General features: G+C 69.5%; 17 protein-coding genes, 1 tRNA gene and 1 pseudogene. 11 read left to right on the forward strand and 8 right to left on the reverse strand.

Annotated elements, in window-relative coordinates; translation table 11 throughout:
- The first annotated feature begins 41 nt into the window (after positions 1–41).
- The 3 genes and pseudogenes from ACWDUD_RS22460 (at position 42) to ACWDUD_RS22470 (ending at position 2221) form a co-directional block, all read left to right on the forward strand.
- Positions 42–560: an EXLDI protein gene (locus tag ACWDUD_RS22460; RefSeq protein ID WP_197254298.1), complete on the forward strand. Its 519-nt coding sequence runs from the start codon at positions 42–44 to the stop codon at positions 558–560.
- A 48-nt stretch (positions 561–608) separates the two neighbouring features.
- Positions 609–1349: pseudogene (locus ACWDUD_RS22465) on the forward strand (ABC transporter ATP-binding protein); the annotation flags it as partial.
- A gap of 17 nt (positions 1350–1366) precedes the next feature.
- Positions 1367–2221, forward strand: coding sequence for an ABC transporter permease (locus tag ACWDUD_RS22470; protein WP_197254308.1), 855 nt, complete (start codon positions 1367–1369; stop codon positions 2219–2221).
- On the opposite strand, the gene ACWDUD_RS22475 is transcribed toward ACWDUD_RS22470, so the two are convergent.
- The gene (locus tag ACWDUD_RS22475) at positions 2200–2610 is read right to left on the reverse strand and encodes a DoxX family protein (protein ID WP_197254309.1); all 411 of its coding nucleotides are present in this window, start codon (positions 2608–2610) and stop codon (positions 2200–2202) included. The genes ACWDUD_RS22470 and ACWDUD_RS22475 overlap by 22 nt on opposite strands.
- A 93-nt stretch (positions 2611–2703) precedes the next feature.
- Between ACWDUD_RS22475 and ACWDUD_RS22480 the strand changes: the two genes are divergently transcribed.
- Together ACWDUD_RS22480 and nudC are read left to right on the forward strand one after the other, a co-directional pair.
- Positions 2704–3771, forward strand: a complete 1068-nt coding sequence (locus tag ACWDUD_RS22480) for a potassium channel family protein (protein WP_450110723.1) — start codon at positions 2704–2706, stop codon at positions 3769–3771.
- Between the two features lie 34 nt (positions 3772–3805).
- A complete protein-coding gene (nudC, locus tag ACWDUD_RS22485) occupies positions 3806–4705 on the forward strand; it encodes an NAD(+) diphosphatase (protein WP_450110724.1) in 900 nt (299 codons plus the stop codon).
- A 94-nt stretch (positions 4706–4799) separates the two neighbouring features.
- Here nudC and mrx1 read toward each other — a convergent pair whose 3' ends face one another.
- Positions 4800–5051, reverse strand: a complete 252-nt coding sequence (mrx1, locus tag ACWDUD_RS22490) for a mycoredoxin Mrx1 (RefSeq protein ID WP_450110725.1) — start codon at positions 5049–5051, stop codon at positions 4800–4802.
- 123 nt (positions 5052–5174) lie between these two features.
- Between mrx1 and ACWDUD_RS22495 the strand changes: the two genes are divergently transcribed.
- From ACWDUD_RS22495 to ACWDUD_RS22505, 3 genes are all read left to right on the forward strand, one after another.
- A complete protein-coding gene (locus ACWDUD_RS22495) occupies positions 5175–7307 on the forward strand; it encodes an ATP-dependent DNA helicase UvrD2 (protein WP_197254313.1) in 2133 nt (710 codons plus the stop codon).
- Between the two features lie 144 nt (positions 7308–7451).
- Positions 7452–7595 carry a hypothetical protein gene (locus ACWDUD_RS22500; RefSeq protein WP_450110726.1) on the forward strand — a complete coding sequence of 48 codons (144 nt, stop codon included), beginning with the start codon at positions 7452–7454 and terminating at the stop codon, positions 7593–7595.
- A 146-nt stretch (positions 7596–7741) separates the two neighbouring features.
- The gene (locus ACWDUD_RS22505) at positions 7742–8026 is read left to right on the forward strand and encodes a WhiB family transcriptional regulator (protein WP_307846392.1); all 285 of its coding nucleotides are present in this window, start codon (positions 7742–7744) and stop codon (positions 8024–8026) included.
- A gap of 47 nt (positions 8027–8073) precedes the next feature.
- On the opposite strand, the gene ACWDUD_RS22510 is transcribed toward ACWDUD_RS22505, so the two are convergent.
- The 3 genes from ACWDUD_RS22510 to ACWDUD_RS22520 form a co-directional block, all read right to left on the reverse strand.
- Positions 8074–9417: an ABC1 kinase family protein gene (locus ACWDUD_RS22510; protein WP_450110727.1), complete on the reverse strand. Its 1344-nt coding sequence runs from the start codon at positions 9415–9417 to the stop codon at positions 8074–8076.
- Complete coding sequence (locus ACWDUD_RS22515; protein ID WP_450110728.1) at positions 9414–10295, reverse strand: TOMM precursor leader peptide-binding protein; 882 nt, start codon at positions 10293–10295, stop codon at positions 9414–9416. The genes ACWDUD_RS22510 and ACWDUD_RS22515 overlap by 4 nt, the downstream gene beginning before the upstream one ends.
- 94 nt (positions 10296–10389) lie before the next feature.
- The gene (locus ACWDUD_RS22520) at positions 10390–11877 is read right to left on the reverse strand and encodes a zinc-dependent metalloprotease (RefSeq protein WP_450110729.1); all 1488 of its coding nucleotides are present in this window, start codon (positions 11875–11877) and stop codon (positions 10390–10392) included.
- A gap of 87 nt (positions 11878–11964) precedes the next feature.
- On the opposite strand from ACWDUD_RS22520, the gene ACWDUD_RS22525 reads away from it, so the two are divergent.
- Entirely contained in the window at positions 11965–12990 is a 1026-nt protein-coding gene (locus ACWDUD_RS22525) for a YlbL family protein (protein ID WP_450110730.1), read from the forward strand.
- Between the two features lie 10 nt (positions 12991–13000).
- Here ACWDUD_RS22525 and ACWDUD_RS22530 read toward each other — a convergent pair whose 3' ends face one another.
- Entirely contained in the window at positions 13001–13600 is a 600-nt protein-coding gene (locus ACWDUD_RS22530; protein WP_450110731.1) for a PPA1309 family protein, read from the reverse strand.
- Positions 13601–13806: 206 nt separating this feature from the next.
- Between ACWDUD_RS22530 and ACWDUD_RS22535 the strand changes: the two genes are divergently transcribed.
- On the forward strand, positions 13807–16797 hold the full coding sequence (locus ACWDUD_RS22535) for a UPF0182 family protein (RefSeq protein WP_450110732.1): 2991 nt from the start codon (positions 13807–13809) through the stop codon (positions 16795–16797).
- Positions 16798–16862: 65 nt separating this feature from the next.
- On the opposite strand, the gene ACWDUD_RS22540 is transcribed toward ACWDUD_RS22535, so the two are convergent.
- Entirely contained in the window at positions 16863–17381 is a 519-nt protein-coding gene (locus ACWDUD_RS22540) for a transglycosylase family protein (protein WP_450110733.1), read from the reverse strand.
- A gap of 509 nt (positions 17382–17890) precedes the next feature.
- On the opposite strand from ACWDUD_RS22540, the gene ACWDUD_RS22545 reads away from it, so the two are divergent.
- Positions 17891–17967, forward strand: a tRNA-Met gene (locus ACWDUD_RS22545).
- 129 nt (positions 17968–18096) lie between these two features.
- Here ACWDUD_RS22545 and ACWDUD_RS22550 read toward each other — a convergent pair.
- Entirely contained in the window at positions 18097–19719 is a 1623-nt protein-coding gene (locus tag ACWDUD_RS22550; RefSeq protein ID WP_450110734.1) for an acyl-CoA synthetase, read from the reverse strand.
- Positions 19720–19823: the final 104 nt, after the last annotated feature.

Genomic DNA, 19823 nt, shown 5'->3' on the forward strand with positions numbered 1-19823 from the left:
TAGACATATACGTATACTCGTGCCATGGTTACGATGGCCTCATGCCGAACAAGACGATCTACGTCTCCGATGCCGACCTGCCGGTGTTCCAGCGCGCCCAGGAACTCACCGGGGGCAATCTCTCCGCGGCGATCTCCAAGGCTCTGCACCGCCTCGTCGAGGTCGAGGAAGGGCGTCTGGAAGGCTTCGAGGAGATCACCGTCCGGGTCGGTGTCGGCGCCGGGAAACTGCAGCGGTTCCAGGGAGTACTGCTGGCCGACTGGAACCGATCCACCGCCACCGGGACCGAGCACTACCGCGTGTATCGAACGCGCACCGGCAAACTCGCCGTCCACGTCTCCCGGCCGAAGGGCTTCGTGCACACCGCCGGCAAGGACGGCCAGCTGACCGGCTGGCGCAAGCATTTCGCGACCGACCAGCAGTGGGGGGAAACCCCCGCGGCCGCGATCCTCGAGGTCTACGACACCTTCGAGGACCTGCGGGCGGAGGTCCCCGCCGAGCTGGCCGCTCTGGTGGAGGTCAATGCCACCGAACCCGAGGTCGAGGACCTCGACATCTGACGCTCCCGGCGGTGCCGGGGGCACCCGGTCCCACCGCGAGGAGTGTTCATGTCCACCCACCCTGCCCCGGCGATCGAGATCGCCGGGCTCCGCAAACAGTACGGCGACCGGACCGTGCTCGACGGCCTCGACCTGACGGTGCCGGCCGGTACCGTCACGGCGCTGCTCGGGCCCAACGGCGCCGGCAAGACCACGACCGTCTCGATCCTGTCCACGCTGCTTCCCGCCGACGGCGGCACCGCGCGGGTTCTGGGCCACGACGTCGCCCGTGAACCGGACATCGTGCGGAGGCTGATCGGGGTGACCGGTCAGCTGTCGGCGGTCGATCCGCTGCTGACCGCAACCGAGAATCTGCGGCTCATGGCCGATCTGTTCCACCTGCCCCGATCCGAAAGCCTCAGCCGCATCGCGGATCTGCTCGACCGATTCGGCCTCGCCGAGGCTGCGCGCCAGCAGGCGCAGCAGTTGTCCGGCGGCATGCAGCGCAAGCTCGACCTGGCCATGACCCTCGTCGGCGATCCGCAGGTGGTCTTCCTCGACGAACCCACCACGGGCCTGGATCCGCGTGCCCGCCGCGACCTCTGGGACCAGGTGCGGACCCTGGTCGACGGCGGCACGAGTGTGCTGCTGACCACCCAATATCTCGACGAGGCGGACCATCTCGCCGACCGCGTCGCCGTCCTGCACGGCGGCCGCCTCGTCGCCCACGACACCCCGGCCGGACTCAAGGCCGCTCACGACGCCGGTTCGCTCGACGACGTCTTCCTCACCCTGACTGCACCGACCGACACGAAGGAGGTGGCGTGATGACCGCCGCCGACGCCACCGCATTCGCTCCCGCGCTCGTTCCGGCGGGCCCGTCCGGCCTGACCCGCGCCATCCGCGATCTGATGACGATGACCAGGCGCGGCCTGCTGCGCATGGTCCGCTACCCGTCGCTGACCGTGACCGTCGTCGGAATGCCGGTCGTGCTGTTGCTGCTGTTCGTCTTCGTCTTCGGTGGCGCCTTCGGAGCCGGTGTCGCCGAAGGTGTTTCACCGGGAGCCGGGGGTCGTGCCGCCTACCTCGAGTACCTCACGCCGACCATGCTCGTGATGACCGCGGCGGCCGTCGCGCAGTCCACCGCGATCGGCGTCGCGATGGACATGACCGGGGGCATCGTCACGCGGTTGCGCACCATGCCCGTCGCACCCGTGTCGGTACTCGGCGGCCATGCCGGGGCGGCCGTCGTGCAAACCATGCCGGCCATCGCGGCGGTGCTCGGTGTGGCCGTCGCCCTGGGATTCCGCCCGGGCGCAGATGCTGCCGAATGGCTTGCGCTGGTGGGTTTCCTGGCTCTGGTCGCGCTCGCGCTCACCTCGCTGTCGGTCGCGATGGGCGTGGCCGCGCGCAGCGTCGAGTCGGCGTCGAACACCCCGATGATCCTGCTGCTCCTGCCGTTCCTGGGTAGTGGGTTCGTGCCGGTCGAGACCATGCCCACCGCGGTGCGCGTGTTCGCCGAATACCAGCCCTTCACACCGATCATCGAGACCGTCCGTGGACTCCTCGCCGGCACCGGCCCGGAGGCGGCGACCGCCGGGATCGCCGTCGCGTGGTGTGTGGGCCTGACCCTCGCCGGCTGGCTGTGGGCGCGGGCCGCTTACCGCCGGCCCCGCGTCTGAGTGCGGGGCGAGCGTCGCCACACCTTCACGGCCTCGGTGACCAACGGAATCTGCAAGGGCAGTCGCGCGACCGCGGCTGCCTTTGCCGCGGGCAAGAGTCGGTCGCTGCGCAGCCACGACACGGCCATCTGAATGTTGGCGGGAAACACCGCGACGAACAGCACCGCGGCGAGGGCACCCCCGAGCCGGCGCGTGCGCGGAACGACCAGTGCGGTACCGACGGCCAGTTCCGCCGCACCCGACGCGTAGGTGTAGGCACGGGCGTCGCCCGGCAACGCCCTGGGCACGATCCGATCGAACGGTTGCGGGCGAACGAAGTGCAGTGTTCCGGAGCCGAGCAGCAGCGCGGCGAGCCGCAGGGCGGGCGCGCGGGCCGGTTGCGTGGACATGTGAGCCACGGTAGCCCTCTGAGCGTAGGCTGCGACGCGATGTCTGCACGTTCCGGTGCGGGCAACCGACGACGAAGAGGTGGAGTCCACGCAATGCCCGGCAGGTTGCGCGCGCGGTTCAGCCGCTCCGATCAGCTCACCGAGCGCCCGGATTTCGCGCTGGTGGGCGTCCTGCGTGTGCCGCAGGAACAGCAGAGCCCCGGCGTGGCGATCGCCCGGAGGATCGGGTACGCGCTCGCCGCACTGGCGCTGGCGGTTCTCGTCGTCTACATCGACCGCGACGGGTACCGCGACGTGCAGGACAACGAGATGTCCCTGCTCGACTGCATCTACTACGCGACGGTCTCGCTCTCCACGACCGGATACGGCGACGTCACCCCGTTCACACCGGAAGCGCGGCTGATCAACGTCCTGGTGATCACCCCGCTGCGGATCTTCTTCCTCATCGTCCTGGTCGGTACGACCCTGTCGGCGCTCACCGAGAATTCCCGCCAGGCATTCAAGATTCAGCGTTGGAGGCGCAAAGTGCGTAATCACACCGTCGTCATCGGCTACGGCACCAAGGGCCGTACTGCTGTCGACGCCATGCTCGGTGACGGCATTTCACCGTCGGACATCGTGGTCGTCGACATGGACCCGGTGGTGCTGGAGACGGCGGCCGGGCAGGGGCTGGTGACGGTGCAGGGGTCGGCGACGAAGTCGGATGTGCTGCGCCTGGCCGGGGTGCAGCACGCGTCGGCGGTCATCGTCGCCGCGAACCGCGACGACACCGCCGTGCTGGTGACACTCAGCGCCCGCGAGATCGCGCCGAAGGCGAAGATCGTCGCCGCGATCCGCGAATCCGAGAACACCCATCTGCTGCGCCAGTCCGGCGCGGACTCGGTGGTCATCTCGTCGGAAACCGCGGGACGGTTGCTCGGCATCGCGACGACCACCCCGAATGTCGTGGAGATGATCGAGGATCTGCTGACCCCGGAGGCCGGGTTCGCGATCGCCGAGCGCGACGTCGAACCGGGCGAGGTCGGCGGATCGCCGCGGCACCTGTCCGACATCGTGCTCGGCGTCGTCCGCGACGGCCGCCTGCTGCGCATCGGCGCCCCGGAGGTCGATGCGGTCGAGGCGAACGACAAACTGCTCTACATCCGCCGGGTGTCTGCCTGATCCGCCGGCGCGAGGCGCGGATAAGGTGCAGGGCGTGACCCGTTTCGAACTGTCCGGCACCCCGTTGCTCTCCCGCACCGTCGTCGACCGTGCCGAGGAATTGCGCTCCGACGCCGAGGCGTTGCGCGCGGGCTGGGCGCAGGCCCGGCTGCTGCGCGTCGACCGTCGTGGTCAGGTGCCGGTGGACGGCGACCAGATCGTGTTCGGCAAGGCCGTCGAACTCGGGCCCGAACCGCAACCGGGCGCGGTGTTCCTGGGGGTGCGCGAGGACCGGCACATCTGGGCCGTCCGCGTGCTCGCGCAGACCGGGAAGGTCGCCGACCTGCGTCGGCTGGGGGAGCGTCTCGACAGTGCCGACGCGGACCTGATGGTCAGCGCAGTCGCGCTGCTCAACTGGCACGACCAGGCCGGGTACAGCGCGATCGACGGATCCGTGACCGAACCGACGATGTCGGGATGGTCGCGCATCAGCACCGTCACCGGTCACGAGGAGTTCCCGCGCACCGACCCCGCAATCATCTGTCTCGTGCACGACGACGGCGACCGCGTGCTCCTCGCCCGGCAACCGACCTGGCCGGAGCGACGCTTCTCGGTGCTCGCCGGATTCGTAGAGGCCGGCGAATCCCTCGAATCCTGCGTGGTCCGGGAGATCCGAGAAGAGGTCGGACTCGACGTGCGTGACGTCCGCTACCTGGGCAGCCAGCCGTGGCCGTTCCCGCGGTCGGTGATGCTCGGGTTCGCCGCGGTCGCCGACCCGGACCAGCCGTTCGAGTTCCAGGACGGGGAGATCGCCGAGGCGTTCTGGTTCACCCGCGAACAGGTCCGCGCGGCCCTCGAGGTCGGGGATTGGGCGTCGCCCGAGGACGCGCCGCTGCTGCTGCCCGGGTCGATCTCGATCGCGCGCGGCATGCTCGAAGGCTGGGCGAACGCCTGAGTTCGCCGACCTACAGGATCCGCTCGGCCGTCAGTCGTCCACTCTGACGATTGCGTCGGCGGATGACTGGCGACCGAGCGGATACGAACAGAAGCTACAGGCCGAGCGCGGCCTTGACCTCGACCAGCGACGGGTTGGTGGCGGTGCTGCCGTCCGCATACTTCACGGTCGGGACGACGTGGTTGCCCCCGTTGACGCTGCCGACGAACTCCGCGGCGGCCGGATCGGCCTCGATGTCGATCTCGGTGTACGCGATGCCGTTCGCATCGAGCTGCGTCTTCAGACGGCGGCAGTAGCCACACCAGGTGGTCGAGTACATCGTGAGGGCGGGGGTTTCGATCGTCATGCTGGCGAGAACACCACATCGAGGCGGATCTGTTCCCGACGGGGTGCCGAATGTGTTCTGCGCCACAGGCGTCGAGGGAGTCGTGGCAACCGCCTGTCGGGACGCACTGCCATGATGGAGGCCATGCGAGTGGATGCGGCGGTGGACGGGCTGGACCCGGAGCAGGCGGCGGCGGTACTCGCCCCGCGAGGCCCGGTATGTGTACTCGCCGGCGCCGGCACCGGCAAGACCCGCACCATCACCCGGCGCATCGCGCACCTCGTGTCCGCCGGTCACGTCTCCGCCGGCCAAGTCCTCGCGGTGACCTTCACCGCCCGCGCGGCGGGGGAGATGCGGTCCCGCCTGCGTGCACTGGGAGTCGGCGGATCCGGCCCCCAGGTGCAGGCCCGCACCTTCCACGCGGCCGCGTTGCGGCAACTGCGCTACTTCTGGCCGCAGGTCGTCGGAGACATCCCGTGGCAGCTGCTCGACCGCAAGTTCGCGGTCGTGTCCCAGGCCGCGCACCGCGCCAAGTTCGCGACCGATACGGACACGGTGCGCGACCTGCTCTCGGAGATCGAATGGGCGAAGGGCTCGCTCATCGCGCCCGAGGACTATCCGGCCGCGGTCGCGCGGGTCCGCCGCGAACCCCCTGCCGAGGCTTCCCGGGTTGCAGCGGTCTACGAGATCTACGAGAAACTCAAGGTCCGCGAGGAGGGGATGTACCTCGACTTCGACGACCTGCTGCTGCACACCGCGAGCGCGCTCGAGGAGAACAGCGCCGTCGCCGAGGAGTTCCGCGACCGGTACCGCTGCTTCGTCGTGGACGAATACCAGGACGTCACCCCGCTGCAGCAGCGCGTCCTCGACGCGTGGCTCGGCGACCGCGACGACCTCACCGTCGTCGGCGACGCCAACCAGACCATCTACTCGTTCACCGGCGCCACCCCGAAGTACCTGCTCGACTTCACCCGGCGCTTCCCCGATGCGACGATCGTGCGCCTCGAGCGCGACTACCGCTCCACCCCGCAGGTCGTCGACCTCGCCAACCGGGTGATCGGCGCGGCCCGCGGCCGCATCGCCGGCACCCGGCTGCAGCTGATCGGGCAGCGCCCGCCCGGCCCCGAGCCGCACTTCGCCGAGTACGACGACGAACCGGCCGAGGCCACCGCCGTCGCGAAGGCGATCGCCAAGCTGCTGCGCGACGGGGTCGACGCCGCGGAGATCGCGGTGCTGTACCGGATCAACGCGCAGTCGGAGGTGTACGAGCAGGCGTTCACCGAGGCAGGGATCCCGTATCAGGTGCGCGGCGGTGAAGGGTTCTTCCAGCGCGACGAGGTGCGGCAGGCCGTCAACGCGCTGCGGCAGGTGCACAATCGCGACGACCTGCCCGAGGAATCGGGCCGGGGCACCGGGCTCCTCACCCTCGTCCGCGCGGTCCTGGTGCCGCTAGGCCTCACCGACACCGAACCGGCGGGTGCGCAGGCCCGCGAACGCTGGGCGTCGCTGACCGCGCTCGTGCAGCTCACCGAGGAACTGCTCGAGCACCAGCCCGAACTCACCCTCGACGAATTGCTGCGCGACCTCGCGGCACGCGCCGAAGCTCGGCAGCCACCGACCGTGCAGGGCGTGACCCTCGCATCGCTGCACGCCGCCAAGGGCCTCGAATGGGACGCCGTGTTCCTCGTCGGACTCACGGACGGCATGCTCCCCATCAGCCATGTCACCGGCGACAGCAACACCCCGCCGGACGAGGCGGGCATCGAGGAGGAACGCCGCCTGCTGTACGTCGGGGTGACCCGCGCCCGCGTCCACCTGCACCTGTCGTGGGCGCTGTCGCGCAGCGAGGGCGGTCGCCGGACGCGGCGCCGGTCCCGGTTCCTGCACGGGCTCATCCCGGAGGACTCGCCGGCCTCCCGCATCGCGACACCCCCGCCCTCGAAGAAGAAGCGGCCGCAGTGCCGGGTGTGCGGCAAGCCGCTGATGGGGTCGACGTCGACGATGCTCGGCCGGTGCGAGACCTGCCCGTCGAACCTCGACGAGGACCTGCTGGTGGCCTTGAAGAACTGGCGGCGGGAACGCTCGAAGGAGCAGAAGGTGCCGGCCTACGTCGTGTTCAGCGACAACACGCTCGTCGCGATCGCCGAGCAGCGGCCGGGCGACACCCGATCACTGGTGGCGATCCCGGGGATCGGTGCGAAGAAGCTCGAGCAGTACGGCGAGGACGTGCTGGCCCTCGTGCGCGGCGAACGCACCGCGGACACTCTCGACCTCTGACCGCAAAACCCTCTGACCGCAAAACCCTCTGACCGCAAAACCGCAGGTAGAAAATAACTTGTGCGATCGACGGCATCGAATCTAGGCTGGACGATGTTGTCACGGGAAGAGCTCGTGCGCGAACGATGTGAGGAGGTGGCCACGATGATCGGCTTCAAGGCAGCTGCAGCAGCACTGGCCGCCGCGCGCGTCGTGGCGCCGCTCGCTGCCGCACGGCAGGCGCATCGCCGCCGCGCCGCCGCCGCCTCGTCCGTGGCCCGAAGCCGGTTCCGGGAGATTCCCCGGTAACCAGCCCCATCGTTTCGGCCACGGACCCCGCTCAGCGGACCGTGGCCGTTCTTCTTTCCGGCCACCGGTTCGCTCACATCATCCGAACCAGCCAGAAGGAGGCCCTTGTGCCGACCGCAACTGTGCCCACCACGACGACCGCGACCGTGACCGAGATCGTCGTCGCGATCGACCGGACCGGGGCGGCACGTGTGCGTGAACTCCCGTGCCGACAGGACAACCCGGACCTGTGGTTCGCCGAGACCCCGGCCGAGCTCGAGCAGGCCAAGGCGCTGTGCACCGGCTGCCCCATCCGCACGCGCTGCCTCGCGGCGGCACTCGATCGCGCGGAGCCGTGGGGTGTGTGGGGCGGCGAGATCTTCGATCGCGGAACCGTCGTCGCACGCAAGCGTCCCCGGGGTCGCCCCCGGAAACAGTTGGTGTGCGCGTGAATTCGTGACCACTCCGGACCCGGTCCGGGGCCCTCGGGATCAGGGGATCACTCGAGGACCTCGGACCGGTCGTCCGTGAAACCGGGCAACCATTCCGACAGGATGCGCATGTACGGTGCGTACGCGTCGAGCTGCGCGCAGATTCCCACCGAGCCCAGCAGCACCCGGAACACACTCACGTACTCCGGCGGCAGGTTCAGCGTCCGCGCGGTGCGGAACTGCGGGCTCGAGAAATCGGTGGCCGTGCCGGCGGCCTTCTGCAGCCACGCCCGCGTGAAGTGGAACGATTCGGTGCGGATCGGATCGGTGAACGGCCGGAGGTAGTCCGCGATCTCGCGGTCCGTCACCTCCTTGCCGGGCAACACGAACCGATGCGAGTACAGCAGTTCGGTCAGCTCGTCGAACCGCTCCTCCACGGCCAGGCGCACCATCCGGCCCAGCACCGGCGGCAGCCCGTCGGGCATCGCCGCGGTCGCCCCGAAATCGATGATGCCCAGGCGGCCGTCGTCGAGCAGCATGAAGTTCCCGGGATGCGGATCGCTGTGCAACAGCCCGACCACTGCGGGCGAGGCGAAATGGAACTCGGCGAGCAGCGCCCCCGCGCGGTTGCGCTGCTCGCGGGTGCCGTTCTGGATGATCGCCGACAGCGGTGTTGCCGAAAGCCATTCGGTCACGACCACTTTCGGTGCGCTCGCGACAACGTGCGGCACCACGAAGCGGGGGTCGCCGTCGAACGCCCGGGCGAAGGCCCGCTGGTTGTCCGCCTCGATGCGGTAGTCGAGTTCCTCCTCCGTGCGGGCGGTCAACTCGTCGAGGACCGGACGCACGTCGGTCCCCGGCATGACCGTCCCGAACAGACCCGCGAATCGTTGCAGCGTGCGCAGATCCGCGCGCAACGCCTCGTCGGCACCCGGATACTGCACCTTCACCGCGACGTCGCGACCGTCGGACCACACCGCCCGGTGCACCTGCCCGATGCTCGCCGACGCCGTCGGCACGTCGTCGAACGAGGAGAAACGCTCGCGCCAGCGGGTTCCCAGCTGCTGATCGAGTACCCGGTGCACGGCCTTCGCGGGCAGCGGTGGAGCCTCGGACTGCAGCTTGGTCAGTGCCTCGCGATACGGCTCGGCGAACTCCTCCGGGACGGCGGCCTCCATGACGCTCAGTGCCTGCCCGAATTTCATGGCGCCGCCCTTGAGCTCGCCGAGGACGGAGAACAACTGCTCGGCCGCCTTCGCGGCCAGCTCGGCGTCGATCTCGTCGCGGTCGCCGCCGGCGAGTCGGCGTCCGAAACCGACTGCGGCGCGTCCGGCGATCCCGAGCGGGATGCTCGCCAGTTTGGCGGTGCGGGAAGAGCTCTTACGGGGAATCTCGGCCACGCCCACCATCATGCACGACCGGGCCCCGTCATCGGTGCGCACGTGCATCGCGGATGCCGGAACCAACGGCGTGTCGTGAACCGGTGCGCGCCGAGGTCCACCTCGAGGGTGCGGTCGATCAGGATCGGCGCGTTCTCCGGCCGGCCGGCCGCGAGGGCGTCGATCTGCCCGACCGCGACCGCCGCAGTCGCGAGGACCACGGCGGGATCGGCGCGTCCGACCCGGCCCCACAGCTGGGTCGCCAGGTGCGGCCACGCGGGATCCAGATCGGTTCGGACCAGGTCCGCGCAGCGCAGGCAACTGGTCCGGCCGGGGACCACGAACGGGCCGACGACACCGCGTCCGTCCCGGAGCCGGACCGGCAGGTGCGGGATCCGGTTCCGCATGAGATCCAGGACGAGATTCGGATCCGGCGTCAGATCGTCGGTGAGCAGTACGCAGTGCACGTTCCAGGTCGTGACGTCGCTGGTCTGCGGATACGAACCGGACCGCGACACCCGCACCGACGACACCGTCAGGTGTGCGGCGACCGCATCGGCGATCGGACCGTCTCCGTGGATCCGCACGCGCGGTTCCGTCGTGGGGGCCGGACCGGTGTGCGCCGCGGGGTCCCGCAGCGCCCCGCACGCGACGAGATCGTCGAGGATCGCGTCGACCGCGGCCGCGTCCATGCCGCGATCCGCGACGTGGGCAAGCACCGTCTCACGCGGGTGGCGACCGTCGAGCATCCGCAGCACGGTGAGCAGATCGAACGTGTCGATGCCCTCCGGTGGGGCCAGCAGGGCCCCCGTCTCGGGTCCCCAGCCGAGCTGGACGGTGCCGTCCGGGCGGCGCAGCAGTTCGAGGCAGGGGTCCAGGGTGGGGCCGGGCGGGTGCGCAGGTGACGTCATGACGTCGAGCCTGACAGCCGCAGCGTCCGGCAACGCCCCCGATCAGCGGGTTATCCACAGGCAGAAACCGGTTGCTGCCTGCGGGAACAGGACGTCAGGCCGATTCGTCGGGACCGGCCTCGCGGCCCTGCTCGCCGTTGCCCTTCTCCTTCTCCTTCTCCTTCTCCGCGCGCTCGCGTTCCTCGACGGCCCGCAACTGGGCGATCGGATCGTCGAACGCCCCGGTGTCGCCGCCGAGAACCCGGTCGACGAATCCGGCCGGGCTGTCCAGGTCGGACGACTCGGGCAACAGGTCCGGATGGGCCCACACCTTGTCCCGCGCGTCCGTACCGGCCTGTTCGGTGAGGGTCCGCCACAGCGTTGCGGCCTCCCGCAGCTTGCGCGGCCGCAGTTCGAGGCCGACCAGCGTCGCGAAGGTCTGCTCGGCGGGACCGCCCGACGCACGCCGGCGACGTAGGGTCTCGCTCAACGCCGACGTCCCGGGGATCCGGTCGCCGAGCGCGTCGGACACGACGGTCTCCACCCAGCCCTCGACGAGCGCGAGCAGTGTTTCGAGCCGTTCGAGCGCCTGCTTCTGTTCCGGGGTGGTCTGCGGTTCCAGGGCGCCCTGCTTGAGGATCTCCTCGAGCTTCGACGGATCGGTCAGCGCGGACGGGTCGAGACCCTGCGCGAGATCCTCGATGGCCGAGAAATCCATGCGGATGTTGCGGGCGTAGTCCTCGACGGTCGAGAGCAGCCGCTGCCGCAGCCACGGCACGTGGCTGTACAGACGCTGGTGCGCCGCCTCGCGGGCGGCCAGGAACACCAGCACCTCCTGCGCGGGCTGTTCGAGGCCGTCACCGAACTTGTCGATCGCCTCGGGCAGCAGCGCCGCGGTTCCGGCCGGGCCGAGCGGCAGGCCGATGTCGGTGGAGGTCAGTACCTCCTTCGACAGCTGGCCGAGCGCCTGACCGAGCTGGGAACCGAACGCGAGCCCGCCCATCTGCCCGAACATGCCGAGCATGGGGCCGGCCATCTGCCGGGCTTCCTCGGGCAGGCCCTGGATCCACATGCCGTTGATCTGCTCGGCCACCGGATCGCACAGCCGCTTCCAGGTGTCGAGAGTGTTCTCGAGCCACTCGACCGGCGTCCACGCGACCGTGCGGGTCGCGCCCGCCGGGAGCGTCGTCGCACCGTCGAGCCACAGTTCCGCGAGGTGCGCCGCGTCGCGGATCGCGTCGGCCTCCCCGGAGGAGACCGGCGTGAAGGACCCGACCTGCTGCCGGGCCAGTTTCATGGCGACCTCGTAGTTCACCGGCCCGGTGCCGCCGGTGCCCATCGCGTTGCCCATCCCGCTGAGCATCTGGCCGAACTGGGAGAGCATCTGGCCGAGCTGGGCGGGGTCGAAGCCCTGGGCGCCGAACGGGTTGGCGCCGGGGTCACCACCACCGAACGGGTTCGCACCGCCCGGCAGCCCGAAGCCGAACGGGAAGCCGCCGGACGCACCGCCCTCGGATCCGGACCCGCCGGTGCCGGAGCTGTCGTCTTTCTTCCGGTCCGGGTCGTCGTCGGAGTTCGAGAAGCCGAAAGGCGTGTCGCTCATGTATCCAACGGTACAAGGCGTCCGACGGCGATCGGTCCTGCGTGGTCACGCTGATCGCGAACATCGGCTGCCGCTACCCTGGACCGGGTGAATCGACGGTTCGTGACGCCGCTCGCGGTGCTGGTCCCCCTTCTGGCTCTGGCGGGTATCGCCACCAACGTGAAGGTTCCGTACGTGGCGCTCGGCCCGGGGCCGACGTTCGACACACTCGGCGAGGCGGACGGCAAGCCCGTCGTACAGATCGACGGCATCGAACCCGACACGACCACCGGTCAGCTGCGGATGACCACTGTCGGCGTCAACGACCAGCTGACTCTCGCGCAGGCACTGACGGTGTGGATCAGCGACCGGTACGCGCTCGCCCCGCGCGAGACCGTGTATCCGCCGAATGTCAGCAAGGACGACGTCCGTGCCGCCGACCAGGCGCTGTTCACCCAGTCCGAACGCAGCGCCGAACTCGCCGCGCTGCACCACCTCGATCTGCCGGTGACGGTGCGGGTCGCGCAGGTCGGCGAGGACGCGCCCGCCACCGGCGTGTTCCGCGAGGGAGACCAGATCGTCGCGGTCGCGGGGGAGCCGGTGACCACGGCCGGCAGCGTGCAGCGCGCCGTCGGGGCGGTCGCACCGGGTACGGAACTGGCCGTCCAGGTCCGCCGCGACGGCATGGACGAGGACGTGCAGGTCACCGTCGCGGCGCGTCCGGGTGACCCGGAGAAGGGCTACCTCGGGATCACCACCGAAGAGGTGCCCGAGGTGCCGTTCACCGTCACCTTCAACCTCGCCGATATCGGCGGCCCCTCGGCCGGCCTGATGTTCAGCCTCGCCGTCGTCGACAAGCTCAGCCCCGGCCCGCTCAACGGCGGGCTCGCCGTCGCGGGCACCGGCACCATCGACTCGGACGGCAAGGTCGGACCGATCGGCGGCATCACCCACAAGCTCGACGGCGCGGTCGACGACGGCGCGACCTACTTCCTGGTGCCGGCGGACAACTGCGCCGAGGCCCTCACCGACGTCCCCGACGGGCTGCAGCTGATCCGGGTCGAGTCGCTCGACGACGCGATCGACGCTCTCGCGACCGTCGCCGCCGGTGGCGACGCACCCACCTGCACGTGACCGCGGGACGTCAGTCCTCGTCGGGTTCGAGCGTCGCGTAGAGCGCGGCGACCAGGTTCGGCGCCAGGTTCTCGTAGGTGCGCAGTTCGATGCCCGCGAACGGATCCTCGTCGTCGGTGGGGCGCAGCTGCAGCAGGCACAGCGACGGCCCGTCGCGCAGCACCCCCGCGATCAGGCGCGCCTCACGCCGTTCGGGATGACTGTGCGCCGCCAGCCGGGCCGCCTCGTCCGCGGCGTGCGCGTCGGCCAGCCGCGGCGCGAGCGCGTCGTCGAGATCGGACTCTGCGCTGGGCGGCAACACCACGATCTCCTGGACCAGCACACACCCGGCCACCGACGACGGCCAGCTGGTCGTCGCCAGGAATTCGTCGAGCGCGGGACTGCCACCCTCGACGTCCTCGGGGAAGGCGTCCTGTTCGATCGGGGTGTATTCGCTGCCCTCGTCGAGCCGGTCACCGAGCGATGGTTCCTCCGCAGCCAGCAGCGCGGTCGGGACCAGCGCGAACATCACCGGCGGACGGCCCCAGCCGTCGGCGTCGACGAAGTCGACGATCTCGCCGACGCAGCGGCGCAGGCCTTCTTCGGAGGGGACGGGAAGATGCTCACTCACCGTCCTATCCTTGCACCGTGAGCCTGCGGTGAATCACCGCGGCTCACGGGACCGGTTCCGTGAGTCCGTCGATTCGGCGGCAGGAGCGATTCGTTCCGTAGAGTTGGGGCGAAACGGTCACCGGTGTACGCGCGCGGCGCGCGATGCACGGGGGGCGAGCAACTGCGGCGTGATCCGGCGCCGCCGAAGAGTTGGGAGTGTGACACGTGGGAATGAGGCCCCCATCAGGGGTACCCACCCTGTCCAAACGCAGCAAGGTTCTGCTGATCCTCGCGCTGGTGGTGGCGGCCTTGTTGTTGCTCGGTCCCCGGCTCGTCGACGCATACACCAACTGGCTGTGGTTCGGTGAGGTGGAGTACCGCGACGTGTACGTCAAGGTGCTGGTGACCCGCATCGTCCTGTTCGTGGTCACCGCGCTCTTCGTCGGCGCCGTCGTGTGGCTGGCGATGCTGCTGGCCTATCGATCGCGGCCGGTGTTCGTGCCCACGGCCGGTCCCAACGACCCGGTCGCGCGATACCGCACCACGGTGATGACCCGCATGCGCATGTTCGGGCTCGGCATCCCGATCGTGCTGGGTCTGCTGTCGGGTCTGGTCGCGCAGGCCAGTTGGGTCACCGTGCAGATGTTCTTCAACGGCGGCTCGTTCGGCACCGTGGATCCGCAGTTCGGGCTCGACGTCGGGTTCTACGCGTTCGACCTGCCGTTCTACCGGTTCCTGCTGAACTGGATGTTCGTCGCGGTGATCCTCGCGCTCATCGCGAACCTGGTCACCCACTACATCTTCGGCGGCATCCGGCTCGCCGGCCGCGGCGGCAACGTCAGCCGTGCCGCGCGGATCCAGCTCGCGGTTCTCGCCGGTGTGTTCGTCGCGCTCAAGGCGATCGCCTACTGGCTCGACCGGTACACGCTGCTGTGGAGCGGCCGCAAGGAACCCACGTTCACCGGCCCCGGCTACACCGACATCCACGCGGTGCTGCCGGCGAAGCTCATCCTGCTGGCCATCGCGGTGATCTGTGCGATCGCCTTCTTCGCCGCGATCGTGCTGCGGGATCTGCGGATCCCGGCGCTGGCCACCGCGCTGCTGGTGCTTTCGTCGATCCTCGTCGGCGCGGTGTACCCGCTGGTCGTCGAACAGTTCTCGGTGCGCCCGAACGCCGCGGACAAGGAATCCCCGTTCATCGAACGGAACATCGCCGCGACCCGCGAGGCGTACGGCATCACCGACGACAAGGTGGAGTACCGGGACTATCCGGGGGTCGGCACCGCGTCGCCGAGCAATGTGCCCGCAGACCTGACGACCATCGCGAACACGCGCCTGCTCGACCCGAACGTGCTGCCGCGCACGTTCACCCAGCAGCAGCAGCTCAAGAACTTCTACGGGTTCCCGCAGTCGCTCGACATCGACCGGTACAGCGTGGACGGGAAGGTCGAGGACTACATCGTCGCCGCCCGCGAGCTGTCCCCGTCGAGCCTGACCGGCAACCAGACCGACTGGATCAACCGGCACACCGTGTACACGCACGGCAACGGCCTGGTCGCCGCGCCGGCGAACCGGGTCAACGCGGCCGCCAGCGAATCGGCGGAGGAAGCCGCCAACAGCAACAGCGGCTACCCCGTGTACATGGTCAGCGACCTCGCCTCGCTCAAGACCGACAGCCAGGTGATCCCGGTCGAGCAGCCGCGGATCTACTTCGGTGAGGTCATTGCGCAGGCGAATCCGGATTACGCGATCGTCGGTGCCGCCGGCGACTCCGGGCCGCGCGAGTACGACACCGACACCGACAAGTACACCTACGACGGTTCCGGTGGTGTCTCGATCGGGAACTGGTTCAACCGGCTCGCGTTCGCCGCGAAGTACGCCGAGCGCAACATCCTGTTCTCCGGCGCGATCGGCGAGGATTCGAAGATCCTGTTCAATCGCGACCCCCGCGACCGTGTCACCAAGGTCGCGCCGTGGCTGACCGCCGACGGCGACGCCTACCCGGCAGCGGTGAACGGGCGGATCGTGTGGATCGTCGACGCGTACACCACGCTCGACAACTATCCGTACGCGCAGCGCAGTTCCCTCGAGGGTCTGGTCGAGGACAGCATCGACCAGAACACCGGCCGGTTGCTGCCCCGCAAGGAGGTCTCGTACATCCGCAACTCGGTGAAGGCGACCGTCGACGCGTACGACGGAACGGTCACCCTGTACCAGGTCGACGATCAGGACCCGGTCCTGAAGGCGTGGATGGGTGTGTTCCCGGATGCGGTGACCCCGCAGGAGGCGATCACCGACGAGTTGCGTTCGCACTTCCGGTACCCGGAGGACCTGTTCAAGGTGCAGCGCGAGATGCTCGCGAAGTACCACGTGGACGACCCGCGTGAGTTCTTCACGAACAACGCGTTCTGGTCGGTGCCGTCGGATCCCACCGTCGAGACGAACGCCAACCAGCCGCCGTACTACGTGCTCGTCGGCGACGAGGAGACGGCTGCGCCGTCGTTCCGGCTGACCTCGGCGATGGTCGGCTACAACCGGCAGTTCCTGTCGGCGTACATCTCGGTGGACGCCGACCCGAAGGACTACGGGAAGTTCACGATCCTGCAGTTGCCGACGGACACCCAGACGTTCGGTCCCGAGCAGACGCAGAACGCGATGATCTCCGATACCCGGGTGGCGTCGGAACGGACGCTGCTCGAGCGGTCGAACCGCATCCACTACGGCAACCTGCTCACCCTGCCGATCGCGGAGGGCGGCATCCTGTACGTCCAGCCGATGTACACCGAACGCAACTCGACCGGTGGCAGTACGTCCACGTTCCCGCAGCTGTCGCGGGTGCTGGTGAGCTATCGCGAACCGGGACAGGGCGGCGGCGTGCGCATCGGCTACGCCCCGACGCTGGCGGGCGCGCTGGATCAGGTGTTCGGCGGTGGCGTCGGCAATGCCGCCACCGCGCCGGGCGGCGAATCGGCACCGACCGCACCGGCGGAGCCGGGCGCGAACGGTGAACAGGCGCAGGGGTCCGTGCCGCAGCCCGCACCGCAGCCGGCGGCGCCGGCTCCGGTGCCCGCGGACCGGGCCGCCGCCGTGAACGAACTCGACGCCGCGCTGACCGAGCTGAGCAACGCGCAGCGCAGCGGTGACTTCGCGGCCTACGGCCGGGCCCTGGAACGGGTCCAGCGGGCGGTCGACGCCTACCAGGCGACCGGCGGCTGATCGGTAGGTTCAACCACGAAGCCGGGCCCCGCACTCAGTGCGGGGCCCGGCTTCGTTGCGTTCGGTCAGCGGCCGGCGACGTCGATCAGCTGCTGGAACTGGGCGCCGAGACCGTTCTGCTCGGCGAGGACGCGTGCGGCGTCGATGGCCTGCTGCACCTGGTCGCCGGGCACGGGGGCCGCGGGCGCGACCGGAGCAGCCGGGGCCGGCGCCGGGGCGGGTGCCGCCGGAGCGGGCGCGGGCGCGGACTCGGTGGTCAGGTACTGACCGCACACCGGCCACGCACCGGGACCCTGGGACTGCAGGGTGTTCTCGGCGACGCGGATCTGCTCTTCCTTCGACGCGGTGTGCGGGCTGCCGGTGCCGCCGTTGGCGGTCCAGGTGCTCTGCGAGAACTGGAGGCCGCCGTAGTAGCCGTTACCGGTGTTGATGGCCCAGTTTCCGCCGCTCTCGCACTGCGCGACGCCGTCCCAGTTGTGGGTCGCTGCGGAGGCGGTGCCGGTGGCCAGGCCGACGGGGAGGGCGACGAGGGCGCCGGTGACGACGGCCATGCCCAGGCCGCGCTTGCTGAACAGAGTGGTCATGCGGGTGGATCCTCTCCGCGCTCGCTGACGGCGGCGGGCCTGGCATCCTCGTCACACCGGATTCGGCGTCGATCGGGAGCGGGCGCGTGTCGTGGCCGCGTCCCTGCCCCTCGAAGGATTCGTAGGCACCGGATCCTGCGGGGCAGGGTGTCAGCAGCGGCAGTCCGGTGTTGGCCCGGTGGTTTCGGGCCGGGACCGACCGTACAGAGCGGTCGCGTCGGCGTATACCCACCCGATTCGGCGGACGCGTGTCCAACTGGTGAGACCGTCGACCGGCATTTCCCCAGGTCGACGGTCGAAAATAACGGTCAGCCACCCGTTCTGTTACACGCCCGTTATGTGAAATGAATCATGCGTGGAATGTGGTCCGGGTCACCAGTTTTCGCCTGTTGTCTCGGGTGGCGGACGCCGATTTTCGGTTCGGCGAGCCGGCGGGTGCCGTCCCCTGGAGGTGGCGGTGCAGGCGATTTGCCTTCGGTTCGAACGCTCGTGTAACTTCGTTTCTGCAACGCGGGGTGGAGCAGCTCGGTAGCTCGCTGGGCTCATAACCCAGAGGTCGCAGGTTCAAATCCTGTCCCCGCTACCACTGGAAGGCCGGCATCCGAATTCGGATGCCGGCCTTTCCTTTTGCCCGCGTCCGCCCAATTTTTCCGAGCGAATGTACCGTTCGCTCGGTTGAAGGAGCCGAGCGATACATTCGCTCGGAGGGGACCGGTCAGATCTCCATGTCGACGAGCACGCGGCGGAGCAGCTTGCCCGTCGTGTTGCGGGGAAGTTCCTCGAGGAAGATCACATCGCGCGGCACCTTGTAGCGCGCCAGATTCGCCTTCACGTACGCCTTGATCTCCTCGGGGTCGCGGGCTGCTGTGGGTGTGGGGACCACGAACGCCCGCAGGCGGGCGCCGAACTCGGGATCCTCCACCCCTACTACCGCCGCGTCGAGCACGTCGTCGCGTTCGACCAGCAGGTTCTCCACCTCCAGCGGATACACGTTCTCCCCGCCGGAGATGATCATGTCGTCGTCGCGGCCGTCGACGAACAGATAGCCGTCGGCGTCCCAGTGACCGACGTCGCCGGTCGAGAGCAGACCGCGGATGCGTTCCTTGTCCCGCCCGTCCGTGTAGCCCTCGAAGCTCAGTCCGCTGGCGGCGAAGATGCGGCCGGACACGCCGGGTTCGGTGACGGGGTTACCCGCGTCGTCGAGGATCTCCACCCGGCACGACACGGGTGGGCGGCCGGCGGTTCCGGGCGCGCGCCGCAGGTCCTCGGGGGTCGCGACCGTCGCGACCGCGCACTCGGTCGACCCGTAGAGGTTGTGCAGGACGTCGCCGAACGCCTCGCGGGTGCGCCGGCACAGATCGGGGGACAGGGCCGACCCGGCAGCGAAGATGATCTTCAGGCTCGAGGTGTCGAACTCCGCGATCTTCCCGATGCCGAGGTCGAGGATGCGCTGCAGCATCGTGGGCACGACGACCAGCACGTTCGCCCGTTCGCCCTCGATGAGCCGCAGGGTTTCGAGCGGATCGAACCGGCGCGCCATGATCACCGTCTGCCCCAGCGCCAGGGCCATCGCCATCTGGGAGACGCCGGTGCCGTGGAAGGCGGGCGCGGCCATGAGCATCCTCTGGCCACGACGCAACGGAACCCGGTCGAGGAACTGGGCGGATGTGAACGGCGAGGTCCGGCCGCGTGGCGCGCCCTTCGGGGTGCCGGTGGTACCGCTGGTGAGCAGCACGAATCCGCCCGGCTCCGACGGCGCGGGGACCGGCGACCGATCGAACTTGTAGAGCAGCGAGTCGATGGCCGGTGCGCCGGGAACCAGCTCGTCCTGCCACGACAGATAGGTGCGGGTGCCCTCGGGCAGGGCAGCGGCCGCGGCGGCGAACTCGGAGTCGAACACGAACGTCTCGACGTTCTCGCGGGCCGCGATGTCGGCGAGCTGGCGGGGTGCGAGTCCGGTGTTCATCAGCACGAGTTTCGTGCCGAGCTTCGCCGACGCGAGCATCGTCAGGACCAGGCCGCGGTGGTTGCGTGCCATCACACCCAGCACGGTGCCGGGGCGGATGCCGTCGGCCTGCCAGGCCCGCACCAGCGCGTTGGACATGCCTTCGAGGTTCCGGTAACTGACCGCGCCACGTTCGTCGATGATCGCGATGGCCTCGAGGCCGCGTGCGACGTCGGCGTGCACCGGCCCGGCGAACGGTCCGTACTTGCGCACCGCGAGGAGCGTGGAGACCGTGTGGTCGACCCGGGGGAACGACAGTACCCCGGCGCGCTGCATGACCATGAGCGATCCGACGGTGTCGGTGACCTTCCGGACGAGATCCTGCGCCGACATACGACACCTCCTTGTGCCCGATGGATGCACCCACATCGTGACCCAAATCACAGTCGATGGGGGCGCCTTTGCGCTCACCGTCGCCCCGGGTAGGGGAGGAAGCT

The sequence above is a fragment of the Rhodococcus sp. NPDC003382 genome (assembly GCF_053589135.1).